The organism is Consotaella aegiceratis, assembly GCF_036541425.1.
Lineage (GTDB): Bacteria > Pseudomonadota > Alphaproteobacteria > Rhizobiales > Rhizobiaceae > Consotaella > Consotaella aegiceratis.
The window spans coordinates 86,703-99,338 of the sequence record NZ_JAZHFT010000014.1; the positions used below are offsets into that span (position 1 = coordinate 86,703).

Here is a 12,636-nt window from a genome sequence, read left to right on the forward strand (position 1 = left end):
GGCATCGGACTGCAAGGACGATCGCCGAAACGCTCGAGTCGGATCGGTGCGAAGCCCAACTGTCTGCCGAGCCGAGAGGCGAACGGCGTCCGTTCAAACGCGCCGCAGCGCGAAGAATTCGTCCTCGGCGCGGTAGTCGAACAGCTCGAACGGATAGGCCGCCAAGCCCGGGAAGAGCGTGCGCCAGCGAGCGCCGTCTTGAGCCGTCAGCCAATCGCAGGTCGGACCGACGGCGTCCTGATAGATCGTCGCGGGGCCGTAACCCAGCGCGAGCGCCCGGCTGGTATCGAGCGTGAAGGGCGAGGGGACCGACCAGGGTGTCCATCCGACCGAGCCGCCGCTCTCCGGCGTTTCGATCGGCATCAACCGGCCCTCATAGCCGAGGTGCGTGGCGATCGCGGTTCCGATCTCCGCAACGCTCGGCGCCTCTGGATCGGCGATGTTGAGAATATGCGTCTTCGGTGCGTCGAGCACGACACCGATCAGCCGGGCGATGTTTGCCGCCGCCGTGCTGTGGAATTGGCTTCGCCCCTGATAGGCCAGTGGGATGGCCGGACGCCGGTCGAGCATGCGCTTGACGAACCACCATTCGCGCGGATGGGTGGAATACGGCCCGTAGATCGCGGCCGGGCGCAGGATCGTGACTGGTTGCCGGGCATGATCGAGCAGGCGGCGTTCCAAGGCAACCTTGCGGGTCGAATAGGTTTCGGGACCCGGCTCGACCGTTGGCTGGGCTTCGTCGATCGGGCCCAGAAAGATCGGAAACCCGTTGTCGCGGGCTTCGTCCAGGGTGCGCCCGGCATCGTCCCGATAGACGCTCGATGACGAAATGACGACGAAAGCGCCGACAGCCTGCTCGATCTCCAACAACTGATCGGCATGAGTCTCGGTGAAGGCGATGGTGTCGATCAAGGCGTCGGTGCCCTCCGCCAGGACGTTGCCGAGAGCGCCTGGCGCTTCGCGATCCAGCGCGACAGACGAGATGCCACGCGACGCAAGTTCGTCCGCATCGGACGGTTCGCTTCGGCTCGACAGAGTGACCCGCCACCCACGGCTGGCAAGTTCGGTGGCAACGGCGCGGCCAATTTGGCCGGTGCCGCCGATGACGAAGGCGTGGCGGGGCATGGCTGTCCTTCCATCGTGGGATCGCGGGCTTAGCAGGAAGCGCCTTAGGGCATCTGGGCGAGGATGCCGGCGAAGCAAGCGCTGCGGTTTGCAGAAACGGCTACCAGCCGTGCTTATCCGAGTAACGACAGCGCCTGTCGACGCCCAAAGACCGCGTTCGATCCAGACGATTCGGCCGCAAAAGCCCGGTTCTGGCCGGATCAGGCGAGGTCGGCGGGGAATTTTCTTTTTGCCCTCCCGTAAGGCATTGTGAATAAATAGGAAAATAGCCTTGATGAGAGCCCTGCGGATTTGGATTCGTGGGTTCGGCGCGCTATACAGCTTGCACCAAAATCGATTCATCCGAGAGTGCTCTTGGCAGACGAAAAGACTCCAGAAGGCCAGCCCGAGCGGCCTTCCGATATCGAATCCATTTCCATCGTCGAGGAAATGCAGCGCTCCTATCTCGATTACGCGATGAGCGTAATCGTCAGTCGTGCATTGCCCGACGTCCGCGATGGTCTGAAGCCGGTTCACCGCCGCGTTCTGTATGCGATGCACGGCATGGGGCTGGCCTTCAACCGGCCGTTCCGCAAGTCGGCCGGCGTGGTCGGCGAAGTCATGGGTAAATATCATCCCCACGGCGATGCTTCGATCTACGATGCCTTGGTGCGCATGGCCCAGGACTGGGCGATGCGGGCGCCGCTGATCAACGGCCAGGGCAATTTCGGCTCGATCGACGGCGATCCGCCGGCGGCCATGCGCTACACCGAATGCCGTCTGCAGCGCGTTTCGGAGCCGATGCTCTCCGACATCGACAAGGAAACGGTCGACTTCCAGGAGAACTACGACGGCCGCGAGCTGGAGCCCGTGGTGCTGCCGGCGCGTTTCCCGAACCTGCTGGTCAACGGCTCCGGCGGCATCGCCGTCGGCATGGCGACCAATATCCCCCCGCACAATCTCGGCGAGGTGATCGACGGCTGCGTGGCGATGATCGACAATCCCTCGATCGGCCTCGACGAACTGACCGAGATCATTCCCGGGCCGGACTTCCCGACCGGGGCGCTCGTTCTCGGACGTGCCGGCATCCGCTCGGCCTACGCCACCGGTCGCGGTTCGATCCTGATGCGCGGCAAGGTGCATACGGAGGCGATGCGCGGCGATCGCGAGGCCATCGTCATCACCGAAGTCCCCTATCAGGTGAACAAGGCGACGATGATCGAGAAGATGGCCGAGCTGGTGCGCGACAAGCGCATCGAGGGCATCTCCGACATCCGCGACGAGAGCGATCGCGAAGGCTATCGCGTGGTCGTCGAGCTCAAGCGCGACGCCAGCACCGACGTGGTGCTCAATCAGCTCTATCGCTTCACGCCGCTGCAGACCTCGTTCGGCGCCAACATGGTGGCGCTGAACGGCGGTAAGCCCGAGCAAATGACGCTGATGGATATGCTATCGGCCTTCATCGCCTTCCGCGAGGAGGTGGTGAACCGGCGCACCAAGTACCTGCTGCGCAAGGCCCGCGAGCGGGCCCATGTGCTCGTCGGCCTCGCCATCGCGGTTGCCAACATCGACGAGGTGATCGCCCTGATCCGCCGCGCGCCGGACCCGGCGACGGCGCGCGAGCAATTGATGACGCGCGAGTGGGACGCCAAGGACGTCGCGCCACTGATCCGCCTGATCGACGATCCGCGCCATCGCATTTCGGAGGCCGGCACCTACCGGCTGTCGGAGGAGCAGGCGCGCGCCATCCTCGACCTGCGTCTGCAACGCCTGACGGCGCTTGGCCGCGACGAGATCGGCGACGAGCTCAACAAGATCGGCGAGGAGATCAAGGACTACCTCGACATTCTGTCCTCGCGCGTCCGCGTGCGCGAGATCATCAAGACGGAACTCGGCGAGGTCCGCGACGCCTTCGCCACGCCGCGCCGGACTGAACTCACCGAGGGCGCCGCCGATCTCGAGGACGAGGACCTCATTCCGCGCGAGGACATGGTGGTCACCGTCAGTCATGGCGGCTACATCAAGCGTGTGCCGCTCGCCACTTACCGGTCGCAACGCCGCGGCGGCAAGGGCCGCTCCGGCATGAGCTTCCGCAGCGACGAGGATTCGGTCACCCGCCTTTTCGTGGCCAACACCCACACGCCGGTCCTGTTCTTCTCCTCGCGCGGCATCGTCTACAAGGAGAAGGTCTGGCGGCTGCCGCTCGCCAATCCGCAGTCGCGCGGCAAGGCGCTGGTCAACATGCTGCCGCTGGAAAAGGACGAGCGCATCACCTCGATCCTGCCTCTGCCCAACGAGCCGGAGGCGGCCGAGGCGCTGAACGTGATGTTCGCGACCACACGCGGCACCGTGCGGCGCAACAAGCTGTCGGATTTCGTCCAGGTCAATCGCAACGGCAAGATCGCGATGAAGCTGGAGGAGGGCAGCGACGACGAGATCCTGGCCGTGGCGACCTGCTCGGAAACCGACGATGTGCTGCTGACCGCTTCCAACGGCCAGTGCATCCGCTTCCCGGTCACCGACGTGCGCGTTTTCGCCGGGCGCAATTCGGTCGGCGTTCGGGGGATTTCGCTCGACAAGAGCGAGACGGTCGTCTCGATGGCGATCCTGCGCCATGTGGATGCCACGCCGCCGGAACGCGCCTCCTACCTCAAGCTGCGCCGTGCCGTCGAAGGCGATACGGGGGCGGACGCGAACGGCGAAACTGTGACGACCGAAGAGGACAATCTCGAGGAAGTCGCGATCGACCAGGAGCGCTACGCCTATCTCAGTGCCGCCGAGGAGTTCATCCTCACGGTCAGCGAGTATGGCTACGGAAAGCGCTCCTCGTCATATGAGTTCCGCACCAGCGGTCGTGGCGGCAAGGGCATTCGCGCGACCGACACCAACCGGCTCGACAAGCTCGGTCAACTGGTGGCCGGCTTCCCGGTCGAGGCGGAGGATCAGCTGCTTCTCGTCACCGATCGCGGCCAAGTCATCCGTGTCCCGGTCGACGGCATCGGCATGAAGGGTCGCGCCACGGGCGGCGTCACGATCTTCCGTACCGGCGACAACGAACGCGTCGTCTCGGTGGAGCGGATTCCGGTGCAGGAAGAAGATGACGTGGAGGCCGAGGGGGAGGACGGTGAGATGCCGGAGGGCGATGCCGCCCCTGACGGATCGATCGAGCCCGACGGGCCAGACGGACCGGACGGACCGGACGAATAGGTCGCTCGGCACACCCTGGGGCAACAGGAAGAGACACGAAAGCCATAAAAAAGCCGCTGTGAACCAGCGGCTTTGCTTCCGTGCACGACAGGATGTGGGCTGAGTCGCAGAAGACCGCCTATCAGCCCACGAAATGACGAGAGTTCTATCGCATCAGTCGCTGCTTACGGATCGTCGCTTTTGCTCTCGCCTGCTCTAAGTCGGTGTGCAAAGCGATTGCGGTGGCCGAAACCAAAGCCGCTGCCATAGTCAGGGAAAGAGCAAACACAAACATTGTCGGCCTCCGTTGTTGATCCGATAACGGTCGATGTTTCGATCCAGTTCCATCTTGGCTGACAGAGATGAATGAGCTGCTAGCGAGTGCTTCATCTTCGGTTCACCATGACGGAGACGGCGGACGCCGGCAGGAGGAGCGCGCTGGCGCGATAAAGAGGGCAGAGCAGCGGGGTTTCATGCAGCGTATCGGCCTTTATCCCGGATCGTTCGATCCGATGACGCACGGCCATCTCGATGTGCTTCGACAGGCCTTTACTGTGTTCGACCGAGTCGTGTGCGCCATCGGAATTCATCACGGCAAGACGCCGCTGTTCAGCTTCGAGGAACGCGCCCGGATGATGCGCGAAGCCGCGGCGGAGGAAGTCGCCGATGTCGACGATCGCCTTCAGGTCATCGCCTTCGAGGGCCTTGCCGTGGATGCTGCACGCCAAGTCGGGGCCGTCGCCCTCGTCCGCGGCCTGCGCGACGGCACCGATCTCGACTACGAAATGCAGATGGCCGGAATGAACTCCGTCATGGCGCCCGATTTGACGACCATCATGTTTCCAGCAAGCCCGGCTCGGCGTCCGATCACCGGCAGTCTGGTCCGCCAGGTCGCCAGCATGGGCGGGGACATCTCGTCCTTTGTCCCGGCCGTCGTGGCGAGCGCGCTCAAGGCCAGATATGCCGGGCGCAACGGATAGAGCCTGATGTGGGCAGGAAAAGTCGGGGGCTTTTCGGGCCACATCATGCGGAAAAACAGAGGCTGGAGTGACACCGCGATCTAACCTGACCGCGGGCTCGTTCTAGCGCAGCCGCATCACCGCGCGAGATCGCGGAGGCGGCCGACGGCGGATCGATGATGGCCTTCGAGGCCACCGCAGGGGCCGCCGACGCGTAGACGAATAGGGACGACACGATTCACAACGGGGACTGCCCAATGAAATTCATGACTTCCATCGGCACCGCGGCCTTGGCGCTGGCGCTGCTGTCGCAGCCGGCGGCGGCTGCCGATCCCGAAAATACGCTGGTGATCACCACCGACCACGGCGAAATCGATATCGCACTGCGGCCTGACCTCGCGCCGAACCACGTGGCGCGGATCAAGGAACTGGCTCGCGAAGGGTTCTACGACGGCGTCGTCTTCCACCGCGTGATCGACGGCTTCATGGCGCAGACCGGCGACCCGACCGGCACCGGCATGGGCGGTTCCGACAAGCCGGACCTGAAGGCGGAATTCTCCGACGAGCCGTTCGAGCGCGGCACCGTGGGCATGGCGCGGGCGAGCGATCCCAATTCGGCCAATTCGCAGTTCTTCATCATGCTGGCCGACGGCGATTTCCTGAATGGCCAGTACACTGTGGTGGGGGAGGTCGAGACCGGCATGGACGTGGTCGACCAGATCAAGAAGGGCGACCCCAGCCGCAACGGACAGGTCGACGCTCCCGACAAGATGGTCAAGGTGTACGTGGCGGCCGACAAGCAATAGCGCGAGCATCGAAGGCTTGTTTCCAGGCCGCCGATGGTCCATCTGCGTGCCATGCCATGGTCCGGGCTTCTGGCCCGGACCTTCTCGTTTTCCGATCCAGCAAAGGAACACACCTTGGCCTACGAAAACCCCGAAGACACCCTCGTCCTCGAAACCACCAAGGGCACCGTGGCGATCAAGCTGCGGCCCGACCTCGCGCCGGGGCATGTGGCGCGGGTCAAGGAACTGGCCCGCGAAGGGTTCTATGACGGCGTCGTCTTCCACCGCGTGATCGACGGTTTCATGGCGCAGACCGGCGACCCGACGGGCACCGGCATGGGCGGTTCCGACAAGCCGGACCTGAAGGCGGAATTCTCCGCCGAGCCCCACAAGCGCGGCACGGTCTCCGCGGCGCGCACGGCCGATCCCAATTCTGCGAATTCGCAGTTCTTCATCTGCTTCGATCGCGCGCCGTGGCTCGACAAGCAGTATTCGGTTTGGGGCGAGGTCATCGAAGGCATGGACGTCGTCGACCAGATCAAGCGCGGCGAGCCGGTGAAGAACCCGGACTCGATCACCACCATGCGCGTGGCCGCCGACCTCTAAAGCATGATGCCGAAAAGTTGCAGACTTTTCGGAGCGACATCACGCGACGAAACAAGAGGATAGAGCGACATGGCGATTCAACCTGAACGCATGGCGCTCTAGGCGTCATGCGGGTCGATGCCTTCGATTTCGCGCTGCCGGAGGAGCGCATCGCGCTTCGTCCGGCGGTGCCGCGCGAAGCGGCCCGGCTGCTGTCCGTTGCGGCGGACGGCGGCCTGGCCGACCATGTGGTGGGCGAACTGCCGGACCTGCTGCGCTCCGGAGACGTGCTCGTCTTCAACGATACCAAGGTGATTCCGGCGCGGCTGGTCGGCCAACGCCGGCGTGGCGAGCATGTCGCCCGGATCGAGGCGACGCTCCACTTGCGCGCCGGGCCGGATCGCTGGCAGGCGTTCGTTAAGCCGGCAAAGCGTCTCGCCGTTGGCGAGACCATCGCGTTCGAAGGGAAGGGCGCTCGTCTTCTGGCGACGGTCGCCGAGAAGGGCGGGGGCGGTGATGCGCTGCTCGTCTTCGATCGAGGCGGGCCGGATCTCGACGCGGCCCTGGCCACTGTCGGACTGGTGCCGCTTCCGCCCTATATCGCCGCGCGCCGTGATATCGACGAACAGGACAGGGCCGACTATCAGACCGTCTATGCGCGGGAAAACGGCGCCGTCGCCGCCCCGACGGCGGGCCTGCATTTCACGCCCGACCTGCTTGCGCGTCTCGATACATCAGGCATCGGCCGCGCCTTCCTGACGCTGCATGTCGGCGCCGGCACCTTCCTTCCGGTCAAGGCCGAAGAGACCAGCGCCCACAAGATGCACGCCGAAATCGGCGTTCTGGACGAGACGACGGCCGATCGGCTGAACGCGGCGCGCTCCGAGGGCGGCCGCATCATCGCTGTCGGAACCACCTCGCTGCGGCTTCTGGAGAGCGCCGCCGATCCGGATGGCCAGCTGCATCCGTTCAAGGGGCCGACCGACATTTTCATCACGCCCGGCTATCGGTTCCGCACCGCCGATCTGCTGATCACTAACTTTCACCTGCCGCGTTCGACGCTGTTCATGCTGGTGTCCGCCTTCAGTGGGCTGGAGACGATGCGAGACGCCTACGCCCATGCCATCGAGAGCGGCTATCGCTTCTATTCCTATGGCGACGCCTCGCTCCTGGAGCGGGCGTCCTGACGAGATGACCGACACGTTCCAATTCCGGCTGCTTGCCAAGGACGGCCGCGCCCGGCGTGGCGAGATTTCGATGCCACGCGGCACCATCCGCACGCCGGCTTTCATGCCGGTGGGCACCGGTGGCACCGTCAAGGCGATGTATCTCGACCAGGTGCGCGAGATCGGCTCCGACATCATTCTCGGCAACACCTATCACCTGATGTTGCGGCCGGGACCCGAACGCGTCGCCAGGCTCGGCGGGCTGCACGATTTCGCGCGATGGCCATATCCGATCCTGACGGATTCCGGCGGCTTCCAGATCATGTCTCTGGCCGGCCTGCGCAAGCTCGACGAAAAGGGCGTGACCTTCCGCTCGCATGTCGACGGGCAGGTCCATGCCTTGAGTCCCGAGCGCTCGATCGAGATCCAGGGCCTACTCGACAGCGACATCCAGATGCAGCTCGACGAGTGCATTCGCCTGCCGGCGGAGCGAGTGGAAATCGAACGCGCCATGGAGCTGTCGCTGCGCTGGGCCGACCGCTGCGCCGAAGCCTTCGGCGAGCAACCCGGCAAGGCGATGTTCGGCATCGTGCAGGGGGGCGACGTCCCCGAGCTCAGGGTCCGCTCCGCCGAGCGCCTCGCCTCGCTCGGCCTCAAGGGCTACGCGGTCGGTGGTCTGGCAGTCGGAGAGCCGCAGGCCGTGATGCTGGAGATGCTCGACATCACCCTGCCGGTGCTGCCGAGGGAAAAGCCGCGGTATCTGATGGGCGTGGGCACGCCCGACGACCTGCTGGAATCGGTGCGGCGCGGCATCGACATGTTCGATTGCGTGATGCCGACGCGCGCAGGACGGCACGGTCTCGCCTATACGCGGTTCGGCAAGATCAACCTGAAGAATGCGCGTCATGCCGAGGATCCGCGGCCGCTCGACGCAGACTCGTCGTGCCCGGCGGCGCGCGATTATTCGCGCGCCTATCTGCATCATCTCGTGCGGTCGAACGAGATCCTGGGCGCGATGCTGCTGACCTGGGTGAATCTGGCCTATTATCAGGCTCTGATGGCCGGCATTCGCCAGGCCGTGGCAGATGGTTGTTTCGACGACTTCGCGGCGGCGACGAAAGAGGGATGGGCCAAAGGCGACCTGCAGCCGCTCTGACATCGTCATCCTGGACCGGCCATCGTGGCGCGGCGCGCAACCTTTGATTCAGGCTGTCTCCACGATTTCGATGCCCGCACTATCGGCTTTGCCGGTTCCGTTCGCCTGGCCGCTTTAACACTTTGCCTGACGGAGTAAGACCAAAGGCTTACTCTACCAGGCAATTCGGCCCTTAGGATATTCTTAAGTCGTAAATATAAGCCAATCCATACTTAATCGGCGTTATTATACTTCAGCCTCACTTGTATATAGGTCCAGAAAATCTTCACCTGCTAGCAAGCTGTGGAGGCCATGATGGTTTCATCAAGGCTCTAGCAGGAAAGGACGATCCGATGTCCCAAACGATCTCGACCATCGCAGTGGATCAGTTCGCAGCCGAAGCCTCGGGCGACAATCGGCACGCCATCAGCATCATCCACGGTCTCGGCATCGAATACGAGTGGTCGGAGCGCGATGCCGCGCGCGAAACCCGCGTGTTCCATGGCTGCGTGAACGTCCCGCACCGCCTGCCCAACTACATTCGCCCGCTCAACTGAGTCCGGGGGATCTCGTTAGAACGCTGGGAATGCCGCCGGCTCGACCCGGCGGCCCAGCGCGCCGTCGATCGTTTCCGTTCATGGCGTCCCGCTGCACAGATTGCAGTGGAATGCCACGAGGCGGACAGCCGCTCCACGACCGAGAGGCCGCATAATCCACGGGGCGTCCGAGAGACGCGCTTTGGGCCGATGAAACTGTGAGACTGGCGCGACAGGCGATGTTTCCTCTCGTCCTGCCACGCGGCACATGGCGATCCTGCCGTTGACCCCGTCCACCGACAAGCACCGCCATTTTGCGGCGCCCTGTACTTGCGCCCCCGGGCCGGACAACTGACCGACCCGAGAGATAGGTGACGCTTTGTACCGGACACATGGGTAACAGTTTCCCGCTTTTCGCGGGAGGTGTTGATGCCGTGGAAAGAGAGTTCGGTGATGGAGGAACGTCTGCGTTTTGTGGCCCGCCTTTTGGACGGCGAAGGCATGAGCGATGTGTGCCGGGAGTTCGGCATATCGAGGAAGACGGGCTACAAGATCTACAACCGCTACAGAGACGAGGGCGTGGAGGCACTGAGCGACCGCTCGCGGCGATCAGTGCGCTACGCCAACCAGTTGCCCGATCCGGTCGAGCGGCTGATCGTCGATTGCAAGAAGGCCAAGCCGCACTGGGGCGCCCGCAAGATCCGGGAGATGCTGGTCAGGAAGCTCGCCGGGGACGTGCGCGTGCCGGCCAAGTCGACGGTGCACGCGGTGCTCGACCGCCATGGCCTTGTGAGCCAGGCCCGCCAGAGGAACCGGGCGAACAAGGCCATGGGCACGCCGCTATCGGAAGCGATCAAGCCCAACGATTTGTGGTGCGCCGACTTCAAGGGCGAGTTCAAGCTCGGCGACGGGCGCTATTGTTACCCCCTGACGCTGACCGACCAGGCCTCGCGCTACCTGCTGCTGGCCGAAGCACTTGAATCGATCCGCGAGGGCCCGGTGATCGAGGCCTTCGTGCGCCTGTTCCAGGAGCGCGGCCTGCCGATCGGAATCCGGAGCGACAACGGCGTCCCCTTCGCCAGCCCGAACGGGCTCTACAACCTCTCGAAGTTGTCGGTGTGGTGGCTGCGCCTCGGCATCGCGATCGAGCGCATCAAACCGGGCCATCCGCAACAGAACGGCCGGCACGAACGCATGCATCTGACGTTGAAGAAGGAGGCGACACGGCCACCGGGCATGAACATCCTGCAGCAGCAGGTCCGGTTCGACACTTTCCAGAGCGAATTCAACACCGAGCGTCCGCACGAGGCGCTCGGAATGAAGACGCCGAGCGAGGTCTACTCGCCCTCGTCACGGCCCTACCGGGGCCTGCCGGAGCTGATCTATCCCTTCCACGACAAAGACGTCATGGTCACCGCCTGCGGGCGCATCTGCATGCACCGCAAGAAGATCAACGTCTCCACCGTCATGGCGGGACAGCGGCTCGGCATCAAGGAAGTCGACAGAGCCTGCCCCGGACTTGATCCGGGGGCATTTGGCTCGTCAGCTTCATGACCTATGATCTGGGATATATCGACCTGGAACAGAGAACCCTGCAGACCATCGACAATCCTCGTCTAGCACGAGGTTGTCACCCATGTCTTAGGGACGATCTGTTACCTATGTCTCCGGGTCGGACAATTGAGCTTCTGGCGGATGGGGTGGGATTCGAACCCACGGTACGCTCTCACGCACGCCGGTTTTCAAGACCGGTGCCTTCAACCGCTCGGCCACCCATCCAAGCATTGATTTCGTTAGCTTTTCCGGTTTTCGAGCGGCCCCCGAAAAGGCCGCTGCTACCATTTTGCTACCGAATGCTCACGACGCAGGCTTTACAGCCCGGCGGATCATGGCGTCAACCTGCTCGGCGGCGTCGGCCTGCATTCCCGGCATGACGTGGCTGTAGAGGTCAAGGGTGATCGCGATCGTCGAATGGCCAAGCCGTTCCTGGGCGATCTTCGGATGGACGCCGGCGGCGAGCATCTGCGTCGCGTGGCTGTGGCGAAGGTCGTGGAAGCGGATGCGGGGCAGGGCGGTCTTGGCGGTGATCCGTGTCCACTCGTGCGACAGCGAGCGCGGCTGCACGAGTTGGCCGTCGATCTGCGCATAGACGAACGAATCGTCGTCGGGCCGCAGGCCGAGGCGAAGCTGTTCCTCGGCCTGACGGGTGCGGTGGGCGCGTAGCTCCTCCACGACGGTCGACGACAGGCTGACGACGCGTGACAGGCCCGACTTCGTTTCCTTCAGCCGGACCACGCCCTTGATCTGCTCGGCGGTCTCGACCACGGCCAGCGTCTTGTTCGCGAGGTCGACGTTGCGCCAGCGAAGGGCGACGACCTCGCCGCGCCGCAGCCCGCACATGACCGCCAGCAGCACCGGGACGAAGATCCGCGTCGGGCGCACCGCGTCGAGCAGCAGGGCCGTCGTGTCGGCGCCATAGGCGGACATGGCCTTGCGCTCGACCTTGGGAGGTTGCGAGGCGGTCGCCGGGTTCCTGGCGATCATCTCCCACGTCACCGCCTGATTGAGCGCCTTGATCAGCACCCGGCGCATGTGGTGGACAGTTCGAGGCGAGAGCCCGCCCTTACCGCTGCGGCGGCCACTGGCGAGCGCCTTCGTCCAGGCCGCGTCGATCCGCTCGGTTTTCAGCTTCGACAGCGTGACCTCGCCGAGCAGCGGGACGATGTTCTTGCGGGCAATCTCGGCATAGCGCTCGTGCGTCTTCGGCGAGACGCTCGTCTTCACGTGGTCCAACCAACGGTCGAGGTACTGCGCCAGCGTCGTCTTCGTCGGCTCAGCATAACCGCCATGCCGGATAAGGGAGACCAGACGCGCGCACTCCTCCTGCGCCTGGCGCTTCGTCCCTTCGAAGCTGTGCCACTTCCGCCGGCGCTTGCCCGTGGTCGGGTCCGGCAGGTCGACGATGATTGCCCATTTGCCGGGCGAGCGCTCGCGGATGGAGCCTTTCATTTGTGGTCATCCCCGAGAGTCTGAGTGTCCGATTCAAAACTAAGCAGATGAATTAGCGAGCCTTGCGACGCGGCGAGCGAGGAGTTGGACCGAGGCGAGGAACAGCCATGCATTGGCAGATGCGATGGTCTGCTCGAAGTCCTTGGCAAGCCGTCGATTGCGATTGAGCCA

At 64.1% G+C, this 12,636-nt stretch carries 9 protein-coding genes, 1 tRNA gene and 2 pseudogenes; 8 read left to right on the forward strand and 4 right to left on the reverse strand.

Going from position 1 to position 12,636, the window contains the following annotated elements:
• Positions 1-93 precede the first annotated feature (93 nt).
• Entirely contained in the window at positions 94-1,125 is a 1,032-nt protein-coding gene (locus SMD10_RS11900; RefSeq protein WP_331685913.1) for an NAD-dependent epimerase/dehydratase family protein, read from the reverse strand.
• Positions 1,126-1,554: 429 nt separating this feature from the next.
• On the opposite strand from SMD10_RS11900, the gene gyrA reads away from it, so the two are divergent.
• The 8 genes and pseudogenes from gyrA (at position 1,555) to SMD10_RS11940 (ending at position 11,101) form a co-directional block, all read left to right on the forward strand.
• Complete coding sequence (gyrA, locus tag SMD10_RS11905) at positions 1,555-4,311, forward strand: DNA gyrase subunit A (protein ID WP_432757228.1); 2,757 nt, start codon at positions 1,555-1,557, stop codon at positions 4,309-4,311.
• Between the two features lie 452 nt (positions 4,312-4,763).
• A complete protein-coding gene (gene coaD / locus SMD10_RS11910; protein WP_331685915.1) occupies positions 4,764-5,270 on the forward strand; it encodes a pantetheine-phosphate adenylyltransferase in 507 nt (168 codons plus the stop codon).
• Between the two features lie 236 nt (positions 5,271-5,506).
• Positions 5,507-6,055 (forward strand): peptidylprolyl isomerase, encoded by a 549-nt coding sequence (locus SMD10_RS11915; RefSeq protein WP_331685916.1) that lies wholly within the window; start codon positions 5,507-5,509, stop codon positions 6,053-6,055.
• Positions 6,056-6,169: 114 nt separating this feature from the next.
• On the forward strand, positions 6,170-6,640 hold the full coding sequence (locus tag SMD10_RS11920; protein ID WP_331685917.1) for a peptidylprolyl isomerase: 471 nt from the start codon (positions 6,170-6,172) through the stop codon (positions 6,638-6,640).
• A 107-nt stretch (positions 6,641-6,747) separates the two neighbouring features.
• Entirely contained in the window at positions 6,748-7,806 is a 1,059-nt protein-coding gene (gene queA, locus SMD10_RS11925; protein ID WP_331685918.1) for a tRNA preQ1(34) S-adenosylmethionine ribosyltransferase-isomerase QueA, read from the forward strand.
• Between the two features lie 4 nt (positions 7,807-7,810).
• Positions 7,811-8,941, forward strand: a complete 1,131-nt coding sequence (gene tgt / locus SMD10_RS11930; RefSeq protein ID WP_331685919.1) for a tRNA guanosine(34) transglycosylase Tgt — start codon at positions 7,811-7,813, stop codon at positions 8,939-8,941.
• Between the two features lie 332 nt (positions 8,942-9,273).
• Positions 9,274-9,477 (forward strand): hypothetical protein, encoded by a 204-nt coding sequence (locus tag SMD10_RS11935; RefSeq protein ID WP_331685921.1) that lies wholly within the window; start codon positions 9,274-9,276, stop codon positions 9,475-9,477.
• A gap of 408 nt (positions 9,478-9,885) precedes the next feature.
• Positions 9,886-11,101, forward strand: a pseudogene (locus SMD10_RS11940) (integrase core domain-containing protein).
• A gap of 44 nt (positions 11,102-11,145) precedes the next feature.
• Here the strand turns inward: SMD10_RS11940 and SMD10_RS11945 are convergent.
• The 3 genes and pseudogenes from SMD10_RS11945 to SMD10_RS11955 all read right to left on the reverse strand — a co-directional run.
• A tRNA-Ser gene (locus SMD10_RS11945) sits at positions 11,146-11,235 on the reverse strand.
• Positions 11,236-11,313: 78 nt separating this feature from the next.
• Positions 11,314-12,465, reverse strand: a complete 1,152-nt coding sequence (locus tag SMD10_RS11950) for a tyrosine-type recombinase/integrase (RefSeq protein ID WP_331685922.1) — start codon at positions 12,463-12,465, stop codon at positions 11,314-11,316.
• Positions 12,466-12,504: 39 nt separating this feature from the next.
• Positions 12,505-12,636, reverse strand: a pseudogene (locus tag SMD10_RS11955) (IS5/IS1182 family transposase); the annotation flags it as partial.